This window comes from Sedimentitalea xiamensis (genome assembly GCF_030164465.1).
Classification (GTDB): domain Bacteria; phylum Pseudomonadota; class Alphaproteobacteria; order Rhodobacterales; family Rhodobacteraceae; genus Sedimentitalea; species Sedimentitalea xiamensis.
In genome coordinates this window covers 24,734-48,326 of the sequence record NZ_JASNJE010000021.1, presented here as the reverse complement: position 1 = coordinate 48,326, position 23,593 = coordinate 24,734, and the positions used below count along the sequence as shown (strand labels likewise).

Here is a 23,593-nt window from a genome sequence, read left to right as displayed (position 1 = left end):
ACCGCGAGAGGGCTGGCCATCGGGCAGGCAACTCCGCTAACAAGCATCCGGACACAGCCGCGAGGATCCCCGGAATGAACGACGCCTCCAATCCGCAACCCCCGGCCGGCACAGCCCCGGACAGCTTCCCGCAGGTGACGACGGTCGACGCCGTGATCTCCGCCGACCGGATGGCACAGCGCGTCGCGGCCCTGCGCGCCGGGCTGGCGGGCTACGGATTTCCCCCCGGATCGCGCGTCGTTTTGCAGCTGCGGGACCAGGTCGCGGCGCTGGCGGCATTCTATGGCGCGCTCGGCACCGATCTCGTGCTGGTGCCGGTGCATTCCACCACCCCGGAGCCGGAACTGCGCCATATCCTGGCCGACAGCGGCGCCGTCGCCCTGGTCCGCGACACGCCGTCCGCCGCGGCCGACCTCCCCGGCGGGGTCGCCCTCCTGGACACTGGCGACTGGGCCGAAGCGGCCGCCGGAATCGCCGCCCCGCCCCCCGATCCGGCGGCGCCGGCGGTGATCCTCTATACCTCGGGCACCACCGGCGCCCCCAAGGGCGTGGTGTTCAGCCATGCCGACCTCTTGCGCATCGGCCGGGAGTTTCCCGTGCTGGTGCTGGACCTGACGGCCCGCGACGTGCTGCTGCTGCCCTTGGAACTGAATTCCCCCATCGGCGTCGTGCTGGCGATCTGCGCCCAGGCCAGCGGCGCCGGGCTGGCGGTGGTCGGCCGGGCGGACCCGGCGCGGGTGGTGGCCACACTGCAGAAGGCGCGGGTATCGGTGATGCTGGGGGTGCCGCTGCTGGCGTCGATGATGCTCTCCGCCACCCGCGACACCCCCGATCCGTTCCCGGACCTGCGCCACATGGTGCTGGGCGGCAACCCGGTGATGACCGATCTCGCCGACCGGATCACCACCCGGTTCGGCTGCGCCCTGTCGGTGGTCTTTGCCATGACCGAACTCATTCCGGGGCTGATCCTGCGCGACCGCGCGGGCCAGCCCGACGGGGCGGTCGGCTGGCCCGCGCCCGGCCTCGCCGCCGCGATCCTCGGCCCCGACGGGCAGCCGGCGGCGGAGGGCGAGATCGGCGAACTGGCGGTGGCGGGGCCGCAGGTAACGACCGGGTACTGGCGGCAGGGCAGGATCGAACCGCTGATCGGTCCGGACGGCTGGTATCGCACCGGCGATCTCGGCTATCGCACCCCCGACGGCGGCACGGTGCTGGTGGGCCGCGCCAAGGAGGTCATCCTGACCGGCGGCCACACGATCTACCCGGTCGAGGTGGAACAGGCCCTGGAACGCCACCCCGAGGTGATGCGGGCCGCGCTGGTGGGCCGCCCGCACCGCGACTTCGGGGAAATCCCGGTGGCCTTCGTGGTCCGGACCCCGGACAGCAGCCTGAGCGAAAGCGCGCTGATCCGCTGGGCCAAGACCCAGATCCGGCCCGCCAAATGCCCCCGCGCGGTGCAGTTCATCGACTCCATGCCGATGACCGGATCCGGCAAGATCAGGAAGACCGCCCTGAAGACCCGAACCCCCGATGACCGCGCCTGACCCGACCCCCGATGAGGACCCCGGCGGGATCCGGGCCAGGATCCGGACCCTGCGCGAGGACGGCGATCCGGCGACGGCGCTGGCCCTGCTAGACGGATCGCGCGACCGGCTGCCCGCGGGTTTCGCGCGCCGCGAGAGGGCGCGCCTGCTGCATCGCCTCGACCGCCCCGCCGAGGCGCTGGCGGAACTGGACCGGGGCCGCCCGGCGCCGGGCACCGACGCGCTGCGGCTGCGGCTCCTGATCGCGCTTGGCCGGCGCACCGAGGCCACCGCGCTGGTCGATGCGGCCCCGGCGGACCCGGATGCCGGTATCGACCCGCGGCTGATCCTGACCCTAGCCCGGGACCAGCTGCAGGCCGGGCAGTTCGCCACGGCGGCGCGGCTCGCCGCACGGGTCCCGACCGACGCGGCGCAGGCGCTGGCCCTGCGCGCCCTGCTGCTGGCCGGCGCGGGGGGCGATGAGATCGCCAGGGTCCTGCCCCGGCCGGGAGCGGAGACCGACGCCCTGCTGCTGGCCGCGATCCGGCGCGCCCGCGCCGATCTCGACCCGGCGGACCCGGACAGCCCGGTGCAGGCGCTGCTGGCCGGGGTCGCCGCCGCCCTGCCCCTGTTCAGCGACCCGCAAACGCTCTTCCAGCTGCGCCGGCGGCTCTGCGACATCGCCGACGCGCGGACGGACCGGCTGATCTGGGACCGGACGGGCGTGCTGGAACGGGACCGCGCCCCCGCCTCCTATCGCGATGTTCCCGGAGCGGAGGGACCGCCCGCCGCCGGTGCGGCGGACCGGCTGCGCAGGTTCGCGGCCTGGCTGGACCTGCCGCCGGACCGGGTCGGGGACTGGATCGGACAGGCGCATGACGGGCGGCGCCACCAGCACCGGCTGCGCGACCTCTTCGCCCATTCCAGGGTCCATTTCGACGAATTCGCCGCCGATATCGACCCGCTGGACTGGTCCGCCGTGCGCGCCTGCGCGGAGGCCGGGCAGCCGGTTCTCCTGGCCGCCGCGCATCATTCCTTCATTCCCGCCCTGCTGATCCAGATGCAACGGGCGAAGCTGGACATCCGGGTCATCGCCGGGGGCTGGGCCTGGGGGCCGGAATCGCATCTCGCGCCGCTGTTCATCGACGCGCCCGCGCCGCTGACCGTGACAGGCGCCCTGCCGCAGCCGCCGGCATCGGCCCTGCGGCGCGGGCTGATCGGCCAGCTGCGCGCCGGCGGCGCCGCCCTGGTCGCCATCGACACGCCCGGAGCCGGCGCCCGCCCGGTCGACCTGCCCGCCCACGGGGTCCGCGCCCTGCTGCCGCCGCCGCTCTGGTCGGTGGCGCGCAAGACCGGGGCCGCGGCCTTCGTCCTCGAATGCACCTGGGCGGCGGGCCGGATCCGCTCCGGCCTGACGCCCTGGCCGGTGCCCGCCGAAGACGGGCCGGAGGCGGATGCGCTCTGGTACGAGATGCTGCTGACCCGCGCCCGCGCCGCAGCGCTGCGGGACCCGCGCAACGTCGCCCAGCCGGGCTGGCTGATCGACCTGCTATAGCGGCGCGGCGAAGAAGGCCGGGACCGGCGCCCCCGCCGCGCGGCAGTCCAGAAAGCCGCGCGCGGCGTCCAGCGCCTCGCGGATGGTCACGTCCATGTCGAGATAACGGTAGGTGCCGAGCCGGCCGACGAAGGTGACGCCCTCTGCCGCCCCGGCCAGCCTGACGTAATCGCCCAGCAGCGCCTTTTCCGCCACCTGGCGGATCGGATAATAGGGGATGTCCTCCGCCCCGCAGGCGCGGGAGAACTCGCGGTAGCAGACCGAGCCCCGGTGATCTTCCCAGGGGGCGAAATGTTTGTGTTCGGTGATGCGCGTGAACGGCACGTTTTCCTCGCCATAGTTCATCACCGCACAGCCCTGGTAATCGCCGTCATGGGTGAACCGTTCGAAATCCAGCGTCCGGTACCCGAGCCGCCCCAGTTCGTAATCGAAATACCCGTCCAGCGGGCCGGAATAGAACACGTGGTCGTGGTCCGCGCCCTGGGACCGGTCGAACACCGTGTCCAGATGCACGGCGATGCCGGGGTGATCGAGAATGCGTTCGATCATCGCGGTATAGCCGTGTTCCGGCATTCCCTGGAACCTGTGAAAGAAATAGTTGTCGTCATAGTTGAACCGCACCGGCAGGCGCTTGAGGATGCTGGCCGGCAGCTCGGAGGGGTGACAGCCCCATTGCTTCTGCGTGTAGCCCTTGAAGAAGGCCTCGTAGAGATCCTTGCCGACGAAGCGCAGCGCCTGTTCCTCGAAGGTCTGCGGATCTTCGATCGTGGTGTCGGCCTGTTCCGTCATGATGAAGGCGCGCGCCTCGTCCGGCCGCAGGGTCTTGCCGAAGAACTGGTTGATCGTGTGCAGGTTCACGGGCAGCGAATAGACCGCGCCCCCGGTCGTGGCCTTGACCCGGTTCCTGTAGGGCCGGAAGGTTTCGAACGCGTTCACATAGTCCCAGACCTCGGCATCGTCGGTGTGGAAGATATGCGGCCCGTAGACATGCACCAGAACCCCAGTCTCGGCGTCCCGCTCGGTGTGGCAGTTGCCGCCCACATGGCTGCGGCTGTCGACGATGGTGACGGTCTCGCCCGCCTCCGCCAGGCGCCGCCCGATGACCGCGCCCGACAGGCCCGCCCCGACAAGGAGAATACTCATGACAACCGCTTCCTTCCCTGGATGTGCCGCCGCCAGCTTTAGCCCGCCTCTCGCCGGATCACAAACCACCTTGCAATGCGCGGGAGGGGCACGGCCGGCAAGAAGGGGGCGCTGCCCCCGCCCGCCTGCGGCGGACTCCCCCGGAGTATTTCGGCAAAGATGAAGGGGGGCATGGTCTTCTTTCCAGTGTCGCATACCCCGGAGACCGGCAGTCGATTGCGCGCCCCGTCGATCGGGATGTTCCGCGCGCCGCGAGTCCTGCCCGGCGATTTCACATTCCGAAAGCAGATTGTTTCGCGCGCGAAACAAATTTCTGCAAGCCATTGAAAAACAACGGTCCTGACGCGGCCTGCCGGGGCTCCGCCCGTTCGCGGGCGAAACCGTCCCCCGGACGGTTTCCGGGACGCCCGCTCACCCCATGATCGCCAGGTGGGTCGCGATGGCGTCTTCCAGGTCGTCGAAATACTGCATCTGGCCGTTCTCCAGCACGATCCCGGAATCGCAGAATTCCCGCAGCTGGTTCATGCTGTGACTGACCATGATGGCGCTGGAATACTTCATCCGGTCGACGAAGACCGCCCGGCTCTTGCGGCGGAACACCGCGTCGCCCACGGCGGTGACCTCGTCCACCAGGTAGGTGTCGAAATGGATGCCCATCGAAGCACCGAAGGTCAGGCGCGAGCGCATGCCCGAGGAATAGCTGCGCACCGGCATGTGGAAGGATTTGCCGAGCTCGGCGAAATCCTCGACGAAATCCATCAGCTGCCTTGTGTCGACACCATAGATCCGGGCGATGAAGCGGATGTTCTGCGCCCCGGTGAGCTCGCCGTGAAACGAGCCGCCGAAGCCCACCGGCCAGGACAGGGTGCCGTCGCTGACGATGCGTCCGCTGTCCGGGCGCATGGTGCCGGCGATCATCTGCAAGAGCGTCGATTTCCCCGCCCCGTTGCGCCCCAGCAGCGCCAGCGAACGGCCCGTCGGCAGGGTCAGGTTGAGATTGTCGATCACCACCTTGCGCTCGCCGCGCAACCGGAAGCTCTTGGTGAGGTTCTCGAAACGGATCACGGCGATGACCCTGTCATCGCCGTGATCCGGGGGCGGTAGGGCATTGCACAGCAATGTCCCGAAAGCCCCACCGCGGGATTGATATCCCGGTCCCGAGAGGCCCGCCGTGGATCATATTCGTCCGGCACCAGCCCCACCGCCCGCCGCGAAGGGCAGCGCCCGACCCTGGGTGGGCGCTCCCGCCCGATGAGCGGCGAGGCCGCATCAAAGCATCCACGCCGGTCCGGCTGCACATGACATCGCCATGCGCCCTCCCGGGGGGAGGGTCGGGCGCCGCCCGGCGTGCCGCCGGGCGAAACGGACGAGCCGTGCCCGAGACAGCGCCACCTTCGCGTCTCCCCTGCCCCATCGTGCCTCAGCTCCGGTCGCGGATCGAATAATAGACCAGCGCCAGGATCGACCAGGTCAGGAGCAGGAACAGGCCAGCCAGCGCCGCCAGCACCGGGCGTTGCGGATATTCCGCCTCGCTCGCCAGGGTCGGTTTGATGTAGGTCGCCAGATACCGGCTCTGGCGGGCGGCGTCGTCGCGCGCCACGCTCAGCGCGGTCAGCGCCGCGCGGTAGCTTTCCTCGGCATATTCGCGATCCACCGTCAGGCTTTCGAACTCGGCGATCAGCGTCGGGTAATCCTCGCCCACCGCGCCGGTTTCGGTGCTGTCGCTGGTGAAGGTCTGGCGCTCGATCCGGATCCGGTCGCGGATCACGTCGATGCGCTGCAGCGCCTTGGTCAGGCGCGGATCGTTGTCGTTGGTGGTCCCCAGGAGCAGGTCGTATTCGATCAGCGCCTCGGCGAGCTGCTGCTGCAGGCTGTTCATCACCCCCATGCGGCCCTGGATATCGGCCTCCGGATCGACGATCCGGGTGCGGGTGCGGAACCGGGTCAGCGCCTCGCGCGCCTCCTTCAGCCGCTCCAGCGCCATGTCCAGGTCGTCCTGGGCATAGCGCATCGCATCCGCGCGGGCCTGGTCGTTGAGCGCGTTGATCCGGTCCTGGCTTTCGCGCACGATCTCGCGGGTGATCGCCTGGGCCGTGTCCGCGTCAAAGGCCACCACCTGCACCTCGATCAGCCCGGTGCCGGAATCGTAGGAGATCCCCACCACCCGGTGCCAGAACCAGACGAGATCCTCGAGCGAGGCATCGGGCCAGAGCGAGAACACCCAGTCGGACGGCCAGTTCTGCGCGTAATGGCCGCGCAGGTCGATCCGGCCGTCCAGCACCTCGACCATTTCCTGGCTCTGGATGAATTCATAGAGGATGTCGCTGTCGGACGCGGTGGTGCCGCCGGCGAACTGCGCCAGCCCGCCCAGGAGTTCGCTGGAGCCGCCGCTTTCCTGGCTGCGCACGGTGAAGCCCGCGGTCGAGGCATACTGATCCGCCGCCTGGACCCAGAGATAGAAGATCACCGCCGCCAGCGGCGCCAGCACCAGCAGCACGAAGCTGGCCAGAAGCCCCCAGTGCCGCCGCTGCATCCTGGCGGGTTCGGCGATCGGGCGCACCTGCACCACCGGCGGCGCGGCGGCGGCCGGTCCGGGTTTTGCGGCCGGGTTTTGCGGCCCCGGCGGTCTGCCCGGCGGCTGTCCGGCGGGTTTTCCTCCGGGCCTGCCCGCCCCCGGCCCCGGTCCGGCCGGTTTTCCGGCGCCGGGACCCTGGCCCCGTCCCTGCCCCTGACCCTGCGGACCGCCCGGCCTGGCTTGCGGACCCGGCCTGGCCTGGGCGGCAGGTTGCGGCTTGCCTTGCGGACCCGCCGCGGGGTCTGCGCCGTCGGTTTTCTGGTTCATGCGCCCATCCCGGTCCGAAGCCGTTTGAATGTTTCCCGGATTCCTTACATAGTCGGGCCTGCAAACGCCAGCATCAGACCGCTTTTTCATGCCCCTCCCCCCATCCGCCCGACCCGCGCAGACACCCCGAGGCCAGACGGCGGGCACGGCGCCCGCGCTGTCGCCCGCAGCCCCCCCGCGCCTTGCCGCGCTGCGGGTGATCGTGGCGCTGATGCTGCGCGAGATGTCGACCCGCTATGGCCGCACGCCGGGCGGATACATCTGGGGCATCCTCGAACCCCTGGCGGCGATCCTGTTTCTCAGCGTCGGGTTTTCGCTGGTGCTGCGTACCCCGGCGCTCGGCACCAGTTTCCTGCTCTTCTACACCTCGGGCTACCTGCCCTTCCATCTCTACCAGAGCGTGTCCAACATGGTGGCCGCGTCGGTCCGGTTTTCCAAGCCGCTGCTGAAATACCCCGCCGTCACCTGGCTCGATGCGGTGCTGGCGCGGTTCCTGCTGAACGGTCTGACCGGCATCCTGATCACGGCGATCCTGACCGCCGGCATCCTGACCGTGATCGACAGCCGGACGATGCTGGACCTGCCGCCGATCATCGAGGCGATGAGTCTCGCGCTGCTGCTCGGACTGGGGGTCGGGGTGCTGAACTGCGCCCTCAGCGGGCTCTATCCGCTGTGGGAAGTGATCTGGTCGATCCTGACCCGGCCGCTGTTCCTGGCCTCGGGCATCATCTACCTGTTCGAAAGCCTGCCGCAGCTAGCGCAGGACATCCTGTGGTACAATCCGCTGGTGCATATCGTCGGGCTGATGCGCACCGGGTTCTATCCGACCTATACCGCCGCCCATGTCAGCCCGCTCTACGTGCTGAGCGTCAGCCTGATCCTTCTGACGATGGGGCTGCTGCTGATGGGCCGCTATCACCGCGAGATCCTGAACCGCTGAGCGGCATCCCCGCGAGCGCCAGGATCTCGGCGTGATCGACCCCGGTGCGGCCGGCCAGCCCGTCGCGCATGGCGCGCCGCAGCAGCCGCAGGAACAGCGCCCGGTCGCCGTCGTGATGGCGCACCTTGGACAGCCATTTCGGCAGGACCGCCATCAGCGCCGGCCAGAACAGCCATCCCGCCGCCACCCGGTAGACGATCAGCAGGTTGCGGTAATGGTAATAGCTTTTCCACAGCGGCCGGAACCGGCGGTCGCCGGCGTCGATGGTGGAAAAGTCGTGTTCGAACCTGAGCCCCGGATCGAAGGCGATGCTGCCGCCGGACTGGCGCAGCTTCAGCGTGTAGAGCACGTCGTCGCCATAGACGAAAAGCCGCCCGTCGGGATAGCCGATCCGCGCGATCGCGGCCGCCGAGACGAACAGCCCGACGAAGGAGGCCGCGTCCACCTCGCGCAGGGCCGCGCCCTCGTAATCGGCGGGCATCAGGTGAAAACCTTCGCGCCCGCCGCCGGCGGCGGTGCGCAGAAAGGCGGCGCGGTTCCAGAACGGGTTGATCGAGGGGCGGTTGATGTCGCAGATCCGCCCGTCCGGGTGGCGCACGGCGGCGGCCCAGGCGTCATGGGCGCTGCGGTCCCTGGCGTGAAAGGCGCGCAGGGTGCCCGGATCGGGGCGGGCGTCGTCGTCCATCACCACGATCCAGTCCGGGGCGAACTGCGCCATCGCCCGTTTCATCCCGGCCTCGAACCCGCCGGCGCCGCCCGTATTGGTCGCCAGGCGCAGCACCTGCAGCCGCGCCTCCGCCTGATCCGCCAGCCAGTCGCCGGTGCCATCGGTGCTGGCATTGTCGACCACGAGGACGGCGGAGAGATCCTCCGGGGCGGCGGAGAAAAGCGCCGCCAGCGTGATCCTGAGCTGGTCCAGCCGGTTGTGGGTGACGACCACCGCGACGAGCTGTTGCGCCGCCGCCGGGGGCCGTGTGGTGTTCTGCTGCGTGCTCAAGACCGCGCTTTCTGTCTGTGCCATGCCGGCCTAACTCACAAATCCGGAACCTTGTCAAATCTCAACATCCCCCGCAGCGGAACCCCGCGGGGCCAAGGGGGCGCGCCGGTCCCGGCGTGGCGCCGGAACGGCATGTTTCGCGCCGGTTCGGGTCGTTTGTTTTCAATGACTTGCAGAAATTTGTTTCGCACGCGAAACAATCCGGATTTGGAATACGTCATGATCTTCGCGATTTCAGCCAGTCCTGAACCGCCGCGAACAGCGCCGCGTCGACGCCGCCGCCGCTGAGGGTGATCCGGCCCGCCGCGGCGTCGAACCGGGCCGTCACGCGGGATTCCTCCAGCCGCCGGGCCACCGACTCCGGGTCGGGCCCGGTGATCCGCGGCCGCGGGCCGGGCGCGCCGGACGGGGCGGAACGGCCGGCCGCGTCATCGGTGGGAACCGGCGCCGCGCCGCCTGCCGCCTGTCCGCGCGTCCAGTCGCGCAGCGCGGCGTTGAGAACCGCCAGTTCCTCTTCGGCGGTGGCCGCCGGGTCGGAGCGCAGTTTCATCCGCAGCCCGGAGGCGAAGGCGTGATCCGCCTGCAGCGCCTTCGCCAGCCCCAGCCCCAGCTTTTCGGGGATCATTGCCGGAAAGCGCAGCACCGCGTCCAGGGGCTCCACCAGTTCCAGGAAGCTGCCGATCTTGGACCGGCGCGACCGGCTGACCGATCCGAAAAGCCCGCGCAGGGCGGCGCGCGGCGTCGGATAGACGCCCTCGTGCACCGCGCGCAGGGTGATCCGGCCCTTTTCATAGAGGCTGAGCCCGGCGCGGATCTCGTTTTCCTCGACCATCGCCACATAGGCCGCCTGCGCATCCGGCGGCGCGATCAGCCGCGCCTGGACGGTGGCGAACCGGGGATCTTCGGTGCGCGCGCGCAGGCGCCGCAGCGCGCTCAGCCGGCGGGCGCCCGAGATCAGCCCGTGGGTCTTGCCATTGCGGGGGGCGGGCAGGGCGACGACCTCGATCGGGGTCTGCTGGCCGCGGGTTTCCAGCGAGGCCATCAGCGCCGCCATGTCGTCATCGCCCCCCTGCGCCATCCGGTCCCGCACCAGATGGGTCTCGTCGATGCAATCCAGCGCCAGAACGTCGATCATCCGGCCTTCGGCGCGGGCGTTGCGCAGCGTGTCGGAGAGTTCGGACAGGGCGGCGCTGGCGCTGGCGTCGCCGGCGACCCGCGCGATCGGCGCGCGGGCCGGATCCGCCGCCGGGGCAGGGGAGTCCGCCGCCAGGTAGCCGGGCTGCGCCGGGGTCAGTCGCTTGCGTTTGGCCATGATGAAATCCCCCTGTTCAGGCTGTCGCGTCGCGGTCCCGTTCGGCCCGCCGCCAGATGCCCAGCAGCAGCCGCTTGAACGCGGCATAGGTGGCATCGAAGGTTTCGCGCCCGCGGGCATAGGTCTCGCGGTTGAAGTCGCGGTAATCGGCTTCGTAGATGCCCGCCACCTGTTCGCCGGCCTGCCCGATCAGCGCGGTGAAATCCTGCCGGTGCGGCGACAGGGTCTGCCCCAGATAGGCCTGCATCAGCGCCGAAAGCTCGCCCTGCTGTGCGGCGTCATAGCGGGTGATGACCGCGCGCACCGCATCCCATTCAAAGGCCATCTCGGGCCGCCCCAGCGCGCGGGCGGCCACGTTCTCGCCTTCTTCGATGCTGGCGAAGGTGGAATGCAGCATGTCGAAGAACCGCCCGGTGCTGTCGAATTCCAGGAAGGATGCGCCAAGCGGCACCAGCAGGATATCCGCCGCCGCCAGCCCGTTGATGGTGAGGTAGCCAAGCGCCGGGGGGGTGTCGATGAACACGAGATCGTATTCGGCCAGCACCCCGTCGGCCGCGAGCCGGTCGGTCAGCGCGTCCCACAGTTTCCAGCCGCGCGCCGCCATGCGCCAGACCGGGATCTGGAACTCTGCCCAGTAGAGGTTGAGCTGCGCCCCGATCAGGTCGATGTTGGGCCAGTGGGTCTTCTGGATCACATCCGCCGCCGTCATGGTCATCGCGGCGGAGAGCGCATCGTCCAGCGGCTGCGGCGCCTCGCCCCGGTCGAGACGGCGCTGGTTTTCCGCTTGCAGATGGGCGCCGTAATGCCGCGCCAGCAGCGGAAAGGCGGTCTGCCATTCGTCCTGCACCCGGCCGCCGAAGATCGAGGTCATGGACCCCTGGCTGTCCAGATCCACCACCAGCACCCGGTAGCCGTCGAGCGCCGCGGACATCGCCAGGTGCGCGGCGGTGCTGGTTTTGCCGACGCCGCCCTTGAAATTGGCCACGGCGACGAGTTTCGCGGGCAGGTCCTTCGGCCGATAGGGCAGGTAGTTCTTGGCCTTGGACCCCTGCGCGCCGAAATGCGCCCGCAGGCGCAGCACCTCGTCAAGGGTGAACCATTTCGCGCCGCCCTCGGTTTCCGACCGGCCCTGCGGCAGGCCGGGGTTCTGTTTCAGCACCCGCCGGAAATGCGCCTGGGCCACGGGGATCAGGTAGCGGGTGATCTCCCAGGTGGAAAACAGCCGCAACTGCTTGCGCCCGGCATCGTCCAGCCCGCGGCTGGCCAGGTCGGCCCGACCCTGCGCACAGGCGGCAGCGATGGCGGCGAAGCCCCGGGTATCCGTCGGCGCATCCAGATCGGCCAGCGCGGCATCAGGGTCTATGTTGAAATAGGGAGGCAGTCCCGTGGGTCCGCCGGGGGACCGTGTGCCGTCTTTTGCCATGGCTGCGCCGCTCGATGTAACGTGTTTTCGGCAAGATACCACAAATCGGCGCACATGAAAGGAAAACCATCACAAACAGCGGATTTCCCAAGCAAATCCTGCGTTTGATGCCGGTGTTCTAGCCCATTCCGGAGCGCGGCGCGATTTTTTTTGAGTGTTAGAATCCTGTTATTTATAGTTAAGGGGTTTCTTCCATGCATGAAGAGTCCTGAAAACAAACAGCTTTATCGCGTTTCGGGAGAGCCGGGCGATTCCGAACCCCCGATAGAACGACTCCGAAGCCACGTCGAAGCGATTCCGAACCCCCGTTGCGGGCGGTTGTCCGGGGCTGTGGACAACTCTAGGGTGGGTGTCAGCGAAACCACGATAAACGAGTCGGATACCGACCATGGTCAGGGCAGCGGGCGGAATGGGGCAGGCGGAAGTCGGCGGCGGCGGAAGCCTGTTGCCGGACCGGACCCGGCAGGGCGATTTTTTTCTCTGCGATATCTTCGATGCAATCCCCAAGGACGATCTGGCGTCGATGGAGCATCCGCTGTTCTCGCTGGCGACGCGGCCGGACCGGCGGATCCTGAGCTATGCGCATAACGGCGCGCAGATCACCGTGACCCCGTCGGTCCGGGGGCTGGCGACGATCCACGACAAGGATATCCTGATCTTCTGCATCAGCCAGCTGATGGCGGCGCTGAACGCGGGGCGGGCGGTCAGCCGGACGGTGCAGCTGAAGGCGCATGATCTCCTGGTGGCGACCAACCGGGAAACCAGCGGCGATGCCTACCGGCGGCTGCGCGAAGCCTTCGAACGGCTGGCGGGAACCCGGATCACCACCAATATCGTCACCGGGGAGATGGAGACCACCAGCGGCTTCGGGATGATCGAAAGCTGGGAGATCGTCAGGAAGACGCGGGGCGGGCGGATGGTCAGCGTCAGCGTGACCCTGTCGGACTGGCTTTACCGCGCGGTGCTGAGCAAGTCGGTGCTGACCCTGAGCCGCGACTATTTCCGGCTCAGGAAACCGCTGGAGCGGCGGATCTACGAACTGGCGCGCAAACATTGCGGACGCCAGGCCTTCTGGACCGTCTCGGTGGACACGCTTCTGAAGAAATCCGGCAGCGCCAGCCCGCGCCGGGTGTTCCGCGCCATGCTGCGCGCCATGATCGCGGCGGGTCACCTGCCGGATTACGACATGGCCGAGGAGCAGGGCGACCTGATCCGGTTCGCCTGGCGCGGCCATGTGGTGGACGCGCCGCCGCCGGTTCTGAAGGCCGATACGCTGGATCTCGCGCGGGGGATGATGCCGGGGGCCGACATCCATGCGCTGGAGGCCGAGTGGCGCGGGGTCTGGGTCCGTTCCGGCGGGCCGCGCCTGCGCAACGCGGACGCGGCCTTTGTCGGCTGGATCAGGAAGCGGGCGGGGCCGGGGTAGGGGGCTCTGCCCCCGCCGTGCTGGCGCACGACTCCCCCGGAGTGTTCATGGCAAGAGGAAGGCGGCGGGTCAGAACCAGGTGCCGATCCACAGCTTGTCGCCGTCGATCCTGGTGATCGGGCCGCTGAAATCGGCCGGGGCCGTGGTGATCGGGGCGTTGGCGTTGGTGCAGATCTGGGTGCCGTCGGCGAAGCGCACATAGTCGCCATTGGCCGTGCTGCCGCGTTCGATCACCCCGCCGGTCGGGGTGCCGCCGGACTGGGAGACCGGGGCGAGCAGGGACTGCTGCGTGTAGATCATCCGCCAGTCCTTCCAGCTTCCGGCCCGCTGGTGCCGGATCGCGGTTTCGCCGCCGCCGTTCAGCTTGAAGGCAATCTGGGTGACGTTGTTGGTGTTATTCGCGACGACCGTGTGGATGCTGGCCGGCCCCCCGGTGAACCCCGGCGGGGCGTTCAGGGCCGAGGACAGGTCGGGAACCGTGTAATAGCCGTTGCGCAGCGCGTCGTTGAAATCCGTGATCTCCTGGCTGGACGTGTCGCCGAGGCCGAAGGCGCCGACGGTCATCAGCGCCCCGGTGCGCGCGTCGGTCGGGGCCGCCTGCACGGCGCTGCCTTCGGCAAGGCCGGTGGTGGCGTCAAAGCGCAGCGCCTCGGTCCAGGAGACGCCGTCGAGCGAGATCTTGATGGCGAAATCCGTATCCCCGGCCAGGCCCATTTCGGCATGTCCGGCCCAGTTAGACTGGAACAGGACGGAGGCGGTTTCACCGTCGCCGGCCTTGTTGATCTTGAGCTGGTGGCCACCGCCGTCATGGGTCAGAAGCGTCGCGTCCGCGCTGACCGCCAGCCGGTTCGTCGCATCCGCCGCGGTGCGGATCCCCAGTTCCGTCAGCGGGGCGAGTTCCGCCTGCGGCAGCACCCAGGCCGACCCGGTCCAGACCCGCAGCTGCCGGTCCGCCTTGCTCCAGGCGCGCCAGCCTTCCAGCGGGGTCACGAAATGCCATGTTCCGTCCAGCCAGGCGGCCAGATCACCCGCATGTCCGGCCCAGGCGGCCACGGGGGCCGCGCCCAGGGCATGGACTTCGCCCTCGGCCGGGTCTGCCGGCGGGATGGTCGCATCGAAGGCGACCACGCTCAGCTGCACCACGATGTCCAGACGCCGCAGCGCCTCGTTGTGGGTCACGTGTTTCTGAGCCTGGCTGGGCATCAGAAAGGGCAGGGCGAGGATCGGCGAATTGTCCGGCATCCGGATCTCCTGTGCTGAACGGAACCGGCGCACCCTGCCGCATCCGGGATTGCGCCCGCCTTAACACCGCGCACGGGCGGTTTACCTTTTGCTCACGCATCGGACGGGCCGGCATCGATCGCATTCGATGCAGTTTTCGCGCTTTGGCCGCAATTCCGGCCCGGAACCGGCGGGTCCGGCGGCCAGGATCGCGCCGGGTATCGGGTGAGGGCCGGTTATGGCGGTGCAATGGGTGGGCCGGATCGGATCCGGCGATGAACAGCTCGACAGGGATCTGCGCGACCTGGAGATCGTGACCGGCGATGCCGGGGCCTTCCTCTATGCGACAACCGGTCAGGACGGTGGAATCAGCGTCTACCGGCTGCAGGAAGGCGGGGGGCTGGCGCGCCTGGCGGACAGCGCCCATTACGCTGTCTGGGGCATGGGAGTCGGCGCCTTCGATGCCGTGAGCCTGGACGGTCAGCGGCAGCTGGTCCTGTCCGGGGTCGGCGACGGCAAACTGATCCGGTATCGCCTGGAAGACGATGGCGGCCTGAGCGGATCGGGGAAGATCGATCTGCCGGGGCTGACCACGCAGGATCACAGCGCGTTGATCGCGATACCGCTGAACGGGGACAGGACCGGTCTTTACACGGTGGATGCCGACAGCGGCCTGCTGGCCTGCTGGCTGTCCACGGGCACCGGAGGGCTGAGCGCCGCGATCGCGGGGCCGGGCGTCACGCTCGATCCCGATGGGCCGGTTCTGCTGGAGATGGCGGAGGCCGGGGCACAGCCTTTTCTGCTGGTCGCCGACAAGGGCACGCAGGGGGTGCGCAGTTTCCGCGTGTCGTCCGAGACCGGCACCCTGGCCGCTGTCGACACGGCCGGTGCCGGCGACGGGCTGGGTGTGGCCTTGCCGAGCGCATTGAAAACGGTCACCGCCCATGGCGGGACCTGGGTGGTTCTGGCCGCCGCGGGCAGCAATTCGCTCAGCGTGATGCAGCTGACCCCGGCGGGCCAGCTCATTCCGACCGATCATATCCTGGATACCCGCGCCACCCGGTTCGATGGGGTGAGCGCGCTCGAGGTGATCGAGGTCGATGGCCATGTGTTCGTGCTGGCCGGCGGGGCGGATGACGGGATCAGCCTCTTCACGCTGCTGCCGGACGGGCGCCTGGTGCATATGCAGACCCTTGTCCAGGACACCGGGCTGGGACTGGAGAATGTCACCGGCATCACCGCCACCCGGATCGGCCAGGAGATCCAGATCTTCGTGACATCGGGCCGGGAGGCCGGGATCGCGCAGCTTTCCCTGTCGCTGGCCGGGCTGGGCGCGGTGATCGCGGCAGGCGAGGCGCCTCCGCCGGGCGGCAATCTGCCGCTGTCCGGCACCGGGGCAGGGGACCTGCTGATCGGCCGGAGCGACCAGATCACGCTGCTGGGGCAGGCCGGGGACGACATCCTGGTCGCGGGCGCCGAAGGCGGCGTTCTGACCGGGGGCGCGGGGAACGATCTGTTCGTGCTGGGCCCGACCGACGGGGTGTTGCAGATCACCGATTTTCAGGCCGGGGCGGACCGGTTGGACCTGAGCGGGTTTCCGATGCTGCGCAGCATCGATCAGCTGGTTCTGACCGCGACCGCGGCCGGCGCCACGATCGGTTTCGGGAACACCCGGATCGACATCCGAAGCGATGACGGCAAGCCGCTGACGGCGCAGGACCTGTGGCCGAACGGCTTTCTCACGCCGGACAGGATAGTTGTTTTCCCGGACCGGTCGGAGCTGCCCAGGGATGGCACACCGGGTCCGGATCTGTTGCAGGGCGGAGATGGCGATGACCGGATCCAGGCCTTTGGCGGGAATGACCAGCTTTACGGCGGCGGCGGCGACGACTGGCTGGCGGGTCATGACGGTGATGATCGTTTGTTCGGCGAGGCGGGTCACGACCAGCTTTACGGTGGCGGCGGGAACGACTTTCTGGCGGGCCATGACGGCGATGACCGGATGTTCGGCGGCATCGGCCACGACCAGCTTTACGGCGGCGGGGGCGACGACTTTCTGGCGGGCCTTGACGGCAACGACCGGTTGTTCGGGGGCATCGGCCGCGATCAGCTTTACGGCGGCGGCGGGAACGACTTTCTGGCGGGTCATGACGGTGATGATCGTTTGTTCGGCGAGGCGGGTCACGACCAGCTTTACGGCGGCGGCGGCAACGACTTCCTGGCGGGCCATGACGGCGATGATCGTTTGTTCGGCGGCATCGGTCATGACCAGCTTTACGGCGGCGGGGGCGACGACTTTCTGGCGGGCCTTGACGGCAACGACCGGTTGTTCGGCGGCATCGGCCACGATCAGTTGTACGGCGGCGATGGCAACGACCGCCTGGGCGGCGAGGCGGGCCACGACCGGCTCTATGGCGGTGGTGGCGACGACTGGCTGGCGGGTCATGACGGCGACGATCGTCTCGGCGGCGAGGCGGGCCACGACCAGCTTTACGGCGGCGGCGGGAACGACTTTCTGGCGGGTCATGATGGCGACGACCGGTTGTTCGGCGGCATCGGCCACGACCAGCTTTACGGCGGCGGCGGCGACGACTTTCTGGCGGGTCTTGACGGCAACGACCGGTTGTTCGGCGGCATCGGCCGCGATCAGTTGTACGGCGGCGGCGGCGACGACTTTCTGGCGGGTCTCGATGGCGACGACCAGTTCCTGTTCGACCGAAACCACGGCAACGATACGATTGCCGATTTTGCGCCGGGCGCAGATCGCATCCGCTTTTCCATCGAGGGTCTGGATTTTGCGGATCTGGATATCCGCAACGAGGGGGCGAATGGCCGGATCGATACGGGACACGGATCCATCACGCTGATCGGAGTGAGTGCGGGCGATCTGACGGCTGACGATTTCCTGTTCTTCTGAACCGGATCGCCGTGGTTGCGGGCGAGTCTTGTCTAATATTTAGCATAATCATCATTATTGGGATGATGATCGCGGCGGGGGCGGATTCACAAACGAAGCGCGGATTCTGTATGAAACCAGCAGCTTGCATGGGATCGTGGAACGGGGCGCTGCGACCCTCTTCCGCGATCGGGGGAACGCCGCAAGATCGGCAAATGGCGTGAGGCAAGAAAAACCTTGCCGAAGAAACTGGTTCAGGGATCCCCCGGATTCATGCGCCATCTTCGCCCGGTATCCCGCCTTGCCGAAAAAACAGACGCCCGCGCCGACCTTCTCCGCCCGGCCGAGGCGCGTCCGGCCCAAAGCGATTGCAACCCAGGGATCGAAAAAATATAGAGCAGGTGATCCGGAAGCCATTTGCCTGGGAATTGTTGTGACAGCCACGCTTGATGATCGTCAGATGACCCGCTTCATGCATCCGGTCCCTGGGTTCGACACCGTTCTTCATATCGCCCACAAGGAATGGCACGGCATCCGCCAGTCGGTGGCCTATGCCCCCGGACACAAGTTGCTGATCCCGGCGGAATCGGCGCTGGAGTCCGAACAGGACGAGTTCAAGGTCCGCAAGAGCATCGGCGATGTGATCGAACGCCTCGGCATCACGCATGTGATGTTCCAGGGCTATTCGGACAACGCGGATATGGTGCTGATCTACCTGCGGGCCCGGTTCGGGCCGGGGCTGGGCTGTTTCGCGATCAACCACGTGACCACATCGCAGTTCGACAACTATTTCGAGATGGTGATGCTGGACCGGATGTTCACCCGTGTCCGCCACGGCATGCTGGACGGGATCGCCTCGGTCAAACCCGATTTCGGCAAGGTTTTTCCCGAGATCTGGGAGGGGCTGATCCTGAACTACGCCCCCCACCTGCCGCAGTTCGACCTGCCGCCCGCCTCGGGCAGCACCGATCTTTATGCGCCGCTGGCGGCGGACTGGCGCAAGAACATGTTCACCAACGTGCTCGCCGCCGAACTGGCGGGCAATGTCGACCGCATCAAGGTGACGAACATCCCCTATGGCCTAGAAAACCTGGTGCCGCTGAAAAAGCTGAAATATGTCGGCTTCCTGAAGGATTACGATCTCTTCGCGGAAATGGCCGACAGCGCTGCCGTGCTGCTGGCGACGCTGGCGGAATGCCAGCCGATGACCCAGCTCGAGGCCATGGCGGTCGGCACCCCGGCCCTGACCGGTCCGTTGCGGCTGGCCGAATTCGCGGCGGATCCGCTGACCGGCCTGACCACCACCACCAACCTGGATTCCCCGGCCCTGCTGGCGGCGGACATCGAACGTCTGGTCGGGGCCTGCATCTCGGATCCGGACGCCATGGCCGGAATGATCCGAGATCACCTCGACCGCCGGCACGCGCTGGCCAGCGACCGCTACCGCGAATTCCTGGGGCTGTGATGACTGGGGACCAGCACACGCCCTCGATCTGTTTCGTCACCAACGAACTCTACCCGCTGCGCAAGGGCGGCATCGGGCGGATGCTCTACAATTTCGCGCGCCACAACGCGGCGGCGGGATTCCCGGCCGACATCCATTTTCTGGTGCCGCCCGATCTGATCGCCACCGCAGAGGACGAGGCCCGCCTGCGCGGGGCGCTGGACGGGCTGGCCAGGATCCATGTCGCCACCCCGCTGCACGAGCTGCCCGACACCGAGGCGCATCTGTTCGACCGGGCGTCCTTCCTGCCCTGGTCGCTGGATCTGCTGGTCTCGACTTCCTACCGCTATTACCGCGCCCTGCTGGCGATCCAGCAGCAGCGCGACGCCCCTTTCGATTTCATCGAGTTTCCCGATTTCGGCGGCTGGGGGCTGGCCAGCGTCGAGGCCAAGCGCGCCGGGCTGGCCTTTGCCGAAACCGCGATCACCGCCCGGCTGCATTCCACCCAGGGCATGATCGCACGGGCCGAACGGTTCTTCGAGGCGTCGCAATGGAGCGGCGTCCTGATGGACAGCGAACGCCATCTGCTGGCTCACGCCGACCTGATCGTCGGCCACGTGCAGTCGATCATCGACGCCAATGCCGCGCATTATGGCCTGCAGGACAGATGGCGGGGCCGCACCGTTCTGGAATTTCCGCCGATCATGCTGGAAGATGCCGAAACCCGCCCCGCCGCAGAGGCGGCGGCACCGGAAACGCGGGATTTCATCTTTTCTTCCCGGCTGCAGCCGTTCAAGCGGCCTGACATCTTCATCCGCGCAGCCATCGGGTTCCTGGAAAAGCATCCGGATCACACCGGGGTCTTCCGGCTGGTGTCCTATGGTTGGGACCGGTCCTATATCGACTGGCTGCAACGGCTGGTGCCGGCCTCGCTCGGCGAGCGCATCCTGTTCATCACCGATGCGACCGAATCCGAGCGCAGCGCCTACCTGGCCAGGTCCATCGTCGTGGTGCCGTCCGATTTCGAGAGCCTGTGTCTCTTTGCCTACGAAGCCGGTCAACTGGGCCGCCCGGTGCTGCTCAATGCCCGTTGTGCCGCCTTTGGTGACAACCCGCGCTGGCGCGACGGGGAAAACTGCCTGTTGTTCGATGGGACAGCCGCAGCGCTTGTCGCGGCAATGGAACGGGCGCTGGACTGGCGGCCCACGGACACGGTCAGCGTCGCGACCGATCCGCCCTACTGGCTGTCTCCGGCGCGGCGCGCGCAGGCGGCGTCCGGCCCCGGTCCCGAGACCCGCGCCAGTCTCAGCGTGATGTTCACCGGGATCGCCGATCGCGCCGATTTCCGCACCCATCTGATGCGCGCGGCCTTCCTGGAAAGCGCGCTGGACATCGGCGGGCGCGACGAACTGGTGGTGCTGCTGCCGCATGGCCTGTTCGCCCCGGACGCGCCGGAAATCGCGGCGCTCGGCGCGCGCGGCTGGGGGGTGATGTGGGCCCCCGAAGGCGAAGAATGTCCCGAAGCCTTCGGCGACCGGCTGGCCGCGCTCGGCGGGGATTGCGTCATGGTCTACCCGTTCGGCTACGACATCGATTCGGACTTTGTGCTGGACGCTCTGCGGGCCATGCACCGGCATCCGGACCTGGCCATTTGCGGAGGGCATGTCGCCGTGGACGACGCGGAGTCCGGGCAGGTGGATACCCTGCGCGCCTTTGGCGGGGAAATGCCCTCGCATGCGCTGACCGCAAGCCGGATCGCGCCGATTCCGTCGCTGATGCGGCGGTCGCTTCTGGCCCGGCGGCTGTTCGATCCGCGCGCCGGGAAATTCTGGTTCGACGTGTTCTTCCGCGACTGCGCCATCGACGGCGAAGAAATCCTGATCCTGCCGCGCCTGGCCGCAAACCTGTCCGGCACCGCGGCCCTGACCGGGGGCACCACCGGCAAGGTCACGGCCGGTGTCATGGACCGGGCCGGGTTGCGGGCCGGCCTGTCCGCGCGGCTGCTGGCCTTCGACACCGGCCAAGAGTCGGAGGACTTCCATTCCGACGTCCATGTGATCGCGGGCGGCGCGCTCGCGGCGGCCCGGCGTCTGCGCCCGGCGCATCCGCCCTATGACTGGAATCCGGTGCAGTTTCTGCCCGCGCATGATGGCCTGCTGGTGCACCCGCTGAACGCCGCCCCGCTCACCATCGCCGAACTGCCCGTACCGCAGGGCCGGTTCCGGCAGGCCATGGCCCGGATTCGCAACGTCAGCGACGAAAACAACGGGGTCGAGGCGGCCCTGGCCTGCATCCCGCAGGGCCTGGAGGACGAATGGGTGCTGTCGGTTCTGGAGGGCCGCATCGGTGATCCCCGCCGGTTCCCGATGAGCAACTGGACGTCGCTGGGCATCGGGCAGACCGGTGCGCTGTCCCTGTCCATACAGGGGGTCGGACCGGGCGCGCGGCTGTTCCTGATAAGCCGGCTGCCGGAGGATGCGGGTGAACACATGGCCCAGCTCGTGTTCGAACGTGTGACGCTGAGCTGACCCTGACAACGGAAGCGGACATATGAATGGATAACAAAGACGCCTCTAGCGCGGACCCGGCAGCGGCACCGGAACCGGCTTCGGACCCCCGCGACCCCGGCATCATCGATTTCCGGATCCGGGAGTTTTCCCTGTCGGGCCCCGCCGCGGCGCACAGTCTCACGCCCTATGAATCGCTGTGCCCGGGACTCTGGGTCGGGTTCCAGGAGGGCGCGCGGGTGCGGATGCGGCAGGGAACGGCGGCGGACGGGCGGCGCGGGATGTTCCTGTCGCTGGATCCCGGTCCCTCGGCCTGGCTGTCGATCGAAATGCAACTGGATGCGGAGGGCCTGGTGCGCTCGGGCGTGGCGCTTGCGACCCTCGAGGCGGCGGCGAGCCCGCTGGTCAACATCAACATGGTGCTTCGGATGCCCCGCGCGGGATCGGCCAAGGGGTTCTGGGACACTCGTCCGGAAACCGCGGTGTTCGGCCCGGACGTCAGCCGCAAATCGCTGGCGTTCTTTCCGCAACTGTCCCACATGATACCGCATGACGGCTTTCCCGACCCGCTGCTGATCGCCTTCCTGCCCCTGCGCAAGACCGACCTGTTCCTGTCCGGCATCCGTGTCGGACCCGTCCGTTAGACACACAGATACGAGGTCCGGGATTTCATGAACATTGGTCGGTTTCCCGATCTGAAGGGCACGTTGTTCATCGTCACCTACGGCCGCTCCGGATCGACCCTGCTGCAAAGCCTGCTGCAGACGATCCCGGGGGCGCATATCGCCGGAGAAAACCACAACACCCTGGAAGGTCTGTTCCGCGCCGGACAAAGTGCCCGCCAGACGCTCCGGGACTGGGGGCAACAGGAGCAACCTGCAAATCATCCCTGGCATAATGCGGACAGGATCGATCCGGGCCGGTTCGAAAAGGCGCTGGCGAAGGCCTTCGTCCAGAACGTCCTGAAACCGCCCCAAAATGCCCGCTGGATCGGGTTCAAGGAAATCCGGACCGGGGCGGTCAACGACGAGTTCGCCGCCTTCCTGAACTTCCACAGGCGCAATTTTCCCAACCCGTTTTTCGTTTTCAATTCGCGCAACGCCGAGGACGTGGCGAATTCATCCTGGTGGAAGGACGAACCGCGCGCAGATGTTCTGCACATGATCCGAAAACTGGATGATCGCTATGCGGATTTCGCGGCGAAGAATCCGAACTGTTCTCACCATGTTTTTCACGAGGAAACCGTGAAGAATCCGATTTCGCTGCGGCCGCTGTTCGACAAGTTGGGAGAACCGCTGGACCTGCCTGCCGTCGCGCAGGTGATGGAGCGTCGCCTGACCCATTGATTGTCATCAATATCTACAAAAAGGCTATTGGCCTACGGTTTTTTGTCAAACTTTGAAACTAATTCCGATATAAAAGGAGCAACCAAGCGCGACATGACTACGTCTGTAGACATCGGAAGACAAGGTTTGCCAATCGCACTGCTCTTCGAAGGCAGAGGCTCATCAAAGAGAGTGCTCGAATTAAAATAATTTCTTGCGACGGCTTTATTTCCAGGATCATACTCATCCATTATTTCTCGCCGCTGCTCATGCTGGAGCAGAAGATTTGAACTACCTTCCGCTCGAATAACTGCGTCAACTTTTTCAGCAGCTTCAATAAACTTAAGCCGATAACCCATTCTCGCTTGATCGAAAGGTAGATGACGGACAAATTCCGACATCTCAGGTGTCAGGCTTATATTTCGACCACCAGCGGCATTCCATTTGGAGATAGACTTTATTCCCAGCTTTCGACAAAACTCTGCTACGGGTCCCTCGGGCATCTTCCGAGATTCAAACACATACGGCAATATGCTCTCTTTCCCAAAGACATCTGCTATGTGTTCGAGATACTTATTGTAGTCTATCCAGTGAAATCGACGTCGATCTGCGATGAAATCATCCCATGACCTATGCGACAATACGGGGTCCCATTGCCCTTTTACATTTTGCGCCCACCAACTTTCGAGCCACAAATCTTGGCGGCGCATTCCGAAAACAATTTTTACATCAAAAAATTCCTTAAACGCTCTAAGGGGCGAGAGGTCACGCCTCATGCAAATATCTTCATCGCTCAGAACAATGGAGTGAATTGTTTTATTTTGATTTTCAGATCTTTTTAATAAATCAATGGAGACAGCGCGCACTGAGGCTTTGCCCTTGAAGATATTGTTGAAAACTCCTATATGTCGCTGGACTCCCAAAGGATATAGATACCCTAAATCCAAAAGATTCTTCCAGTTGTGAAACATTGTTGCTTGAATGTTTGTGGTCGCGGTGCGATGAGCGCCAACATGAATATAGAGTTTTTTCATCTTCT

At 66.8% G+C, this 23,593-nt stretch carries 17 protein-coding genes; 9 read left to right on the top strand and 8 right to left on the bottom strand.

Annotated features, from left to right (window positions below; all coding sequences use genetic code 11):
• The first annotated feature begins 74 nt into the window (after positions 1-74).
• Both QO034_RS15755 and QO034_RS15750 read left to right on the top strand, forming a co-directional pair.
• Entirely contained in the window at positions 75-1,544 is a 1,470-nt protein-coding gene (locus tag QO034_RS15755; protein ID WP_284486489.1) for a class I adenylate-forming enzyme family protein, read from the top strand.
• On the top strand, positions 1,531-3,078 hold the full coding sequence (locus QO034_RS15750; protein ID WP_284486488.1) for a hypothetical protein: 1,548 nt from the start codon (positions 1,531-1,533) through the stop codon (positions 3,076-3,078). The genes QO034_RS15755 and QO034_RS15750 overlap by 14 nt, the downstream gene beginning before the upstream one ends.
• Here QO034_RS15750 and glf read toward each other — a convergent pair.
• The 3 genes from glf to QO034_RS15735 all read right to left on the bottom strand — a co-directional run bounded on the left by glf (position 3,073) and on the right by QO034_RS15735 (position 7,063).
• Positions 3,073-4,221 carry a UDP-galactopyranose mutase gene (gene glf, locus QO034_RS15745; RefSeq protein ID WP_284486487.1) on the bottom strand — a complete coding sequence of 383 codons (1,149 nt, stop codon included), beginning with the start codon at positions 4,219-4,221 and terminating at the stop codon, positions 3,073-3,075. The two genes, QO034_RS15750 and glf, sit on opposite strands and share 6 nt — an antisense overlap.
• A gap of 411 nt (positions 4,222-4,632) precedes the next feature.
• Positions 4,633-5,286: an ABC transporter ATP-binding protein gene (locus tag QO034_RS15740; RefSeq protein WP_284486486.1), complete on the bottom strand. Its 654-nt coding sequence runs from the start codon at positions 5,284-5,286 to the stop codon at positions 4,633-4,635.
• A 355-nt stretch (positions 5,287-5,641) separates the two neighbouring features.
• Entirely contained in the window at positions 5,642-7,063 is a 1,422-nt protein-coding gene (locus QO034_RS15735) for a sugar transporter (RefSeq protein ID WP_284486485.1), read from the bottom strand.
• 88 nt (positions 7,064-7,151) lie between these two features.
• Between QO034_RS15735 and QO034_RS15730 the strand changes: the two genes are divergently transcribed.
• Complete coding sequence (locus tag QO034_RS15730) at positions 7,152-8,003, top strand: ABC transporter permease (RefSeq protein ID WP_407696775.1); 852 nt, start codon at positions 7,152-7,154, stop codon at positions 8,001-8,003.
• Here the strand turns inward: QO034_RS15730 and QO034_RS15725 are convergent.
• From QO034_RS15725 to QO034_RS15715, 3 genes are all read right to left on the bottom strand, one after another.
• Positions 7,933-9,024 (bottom strand): glycosyltransferase, encoded by a 1,092-nt coding sequence (locus tag QO034_RS15725; protein WP_284486484.1) that lies wholly within the window; start codon positions 9,022-9,024, stop codon positions 7,933-7,935. The two genes, QO034_RS15730 and QO034_RS15725, sit on opposite strands and share 71 nt — an antisense overlap.
• 193 nt (positions 9,025-9,217) lie before the next feature.
• Positions 9,218-10,312, bottom strand: a complete 1,095-nt coding sequence (locus QO034_RS15720; protein ID WP_284486483.1) for a ParB N-terminal domain-containing protein — start codon at positions 10,310-10,312, stop codon at positions 9,218-9,220.
• Between the two features lie 16 nt (positions 10,313-10,328).
• Positions 10,329-11,735, bottom strand: a complete 1,407-nt coding sequence (locus QO034_RS15715; protein ID WP_284486482.1) for an AAA family ATPase — start codon at positions 11,733-11,735, stop codon at positions 10,329-10,331.
• A gap of 409 nt (positions 11,736-12,144) precedes the next feature.
• On the opposite strand from QO034_RS15715, the gene QO034_RS15710 reads away from it, so the two are divergent.
• Positions 12,145-13,161: a replication initiator protein A gene (locus QO034_RS15710; protein ID WP_284486511.1), complete on the top strand. Its 1,017-nt coding sequence runs from the start codon at positions 12,145-12,147 to the stop codon at positions 13,159-13,161.
• A 69-nt stretch (positions 13,162-13,230) separates the two neighbouring features.
• On the opposite strand, the gene QO034_RS15705 is transcribed toward QO034_RS15710, so the two are convergent.
• Entirely contained in the window at positions 13,231-14,403 is a 1,173-nt protein-coding gene (locus tag QO034_RS15705) for a DUF2793 domain-containing protein (RefSeq protein WP_284486481.1), read from the bottom strand.
• 217 nt (positions 14,404-14,620) lie between these two features.
• Here QO034_RS15705 and QO034_RS15700 point away from each other — a divergent pair, with 217 nt between their 5' ends.
• The 5 genes from QO034_RS15700 to QO034_RS15680 all read left to right on the top strand — a co-directional run bounded on the left by QO034_RS15700 (position 14,621) and on the right by QO034_RS15680 (position 22,575).
• Positions 14,621-17,299, top strand: coding sequence for a calcium-binding protein (locus QO034_RS15700; protein ID WP_284486480.1), 2,679 nt, complete (start codon positions 14,621-14,623; stop codon positions 17,297-17,299).
• Between the two features lie 439 nt (positions 17,300-17,738).
• Entirely contained in the window at positions 17,739-18,743 is a 1,005-nt protein-coding gene (locus QO034_RS15695; protein WP_284486479.1) for a glycosyltransferase, read from the top strand.
• On the top strand, positions 18,743-21,250 hold the full coding sequence (locus QO034_RS15690) for a glycosyltransferase (RefSeq protein ID WP_284486478.1): 2,508 nt from the start codon (positions 18,743-18,745) through the stop codon (positions 21,248-21,250). The genes QO034_RS15695 and QO034_RS15690 overlap by 1 nt, the downstream gene beginning before the upstream one ends.
• A gap of 26 nt (positions 21,251-21,276) precedes the next feature.
• Positions 21,277-21,873 (top strand): hypothetical protein, encoded by a 597-nt coding sequence (locus tag QO034_RS15685; RefSeq protein WP_284486477.1) that lies wholly within the window; start codon positions 21,277-21,279, stop codon positions 21,871-21,873.
• 27 nt (positions 21,874-21,900) lie between these two features.
• On the top strand, positions 21,901-22,575 hold the full coding sequence (locus tag QO034_RS15680) for a sulfotransferase (protein WP_284486476.1): 675 nt from the start codon (positions 21,901-21,903) through the stop codon (positions 22,573-22,575).
• Positions 22,576-22,607: 32 nt separating this feature from the next.
• Here the strand turns inward: QO034_RS15680 and QO034_RS15675 are convergent, their stop codons facing one another.
• The gene (locus QO034_RS15675; protein ID WP_284486475.1) at positions 22,608-23,588 is read right to left on the bottom strand and encodes a hypothetical protein; all 981 of its coding nucleotides are present in this window, start codon (positions 23,586-23,588) and stop codon (positions 22,608-22,610) included.
• Positions 23,589-23,593 lie beyond the last annotated feature (5 nt).

Bases quoted from the DNA above. Each gene is read 5' to 3' on its own strand.
- QO034_RS15755 (WP_284486489.1), top strand. From the start codon at position 75: ATGAACGACGCCTCCAATCCGCAACCCCCGGCCGGCACAGCCCCGGAC.
- QO034_RS15750 (WP_284486488.1), top strand. From the start codon at position 1,531: ATGACCGCGCCTGACCCGACCCCCGATGAGGACCCCGGCGGGATCCGG.
- glf (WP_284486487.1), bottom strand. From the start codon at position 4,221: ATGAGTATTCTCCTTGTCGGGGCGGGCCTGTCGGGCGCGGTCATCGGG.
- QO034_RS15735 (WP_284486485.1), bottom strand. From the start codon at position 7,063: ATGAACCAGAAAACCGACGGCGCAGACCCCGCGGCGGGTCCGCAAGGC.
- QO034_RS15730 (WP_407696775.1), top strand. From the start codon at position 7,152: ATGCCCCTCCCCCCATCCGCCCGACCCGCGCAGACACCCCGAGGCCAG.
- QO034_RS15725 (WP_284486484.1), bottom strand. From the start codon at position 9,024: ATGGCACAGACAGAAAGCGCGGTCTTGAGCACGCAGCAGAACACCACA.
- QO034_RS15720 (WP_284486483.1), bottom strand. From the start codon at position 10,312: ATGGCCAAACGCAAGCGACTGACCCCGGCGCAGCCCGGCTACCTGGCG.
- QO034_RS15715 (WP_284486482.1), bottom strand. From the start codon at position 11,735: ATGGCAAAAGACGGCACACGGTCCCCCGGCGGACCCACGGGACTGCCT.
- QO034_RS15710 (WP_284486511.1), top strand. From the start codon at position 12,145: ATGGGGCAGGCGGAAGTCGGCGGCGGCGGAAGCCTGTTGCCGGACCGG.
- QO034_RS15705 (WP_284486481.1), bottom strand. From the start codon at position 14,403: ATGCCGGACAATTCGCCGATCCTCGCCCTGCCCTTTCTGATGCCCAGC.
- QO034_RS15700 (WP_284486480.1), top strand. From the start codon at position 14,621: ATGGCGGTGCAATGGGTGGGCCGGATCGGATCCGGCGATGAACAGCTC.
- QO034_RS15695 (WP_284486479.1), top strand. From the start codon at position 17,739: ATGACCCGCTTCATGCATCCGGTCCCTGGGTTCGACACCGTTCTTCAT.
- QO034_RS15690 (WP_284486478.1), top strand. From the start codon at position 18,743: ATGACTGGGGACCAGCACACGCCCTCGATCTGTTTCGTCACCAACGAA.
- QO034_RS15685 (WP_284486477.1), top strand. From the start codon at position 21,277: ATGGATAACAAAGACGCCTCTAGCGCGGACCCGGCAGCGGCACCGGAA.
- QO034_RS15680 (WP_284486476.1), top strand. From the start codon at position 21,901: ATGAACATTGGTCGGTTTCCCGATCTGAAGGGCACGTTGTTCATCGTC.
- QO034_RS15675 (WP_284486475.1), bottom strand. From the start codon at position 23,588: ATGAAAAAACTCTATATTCATGTTGGCGCTCATCGCACCGCGACCACA.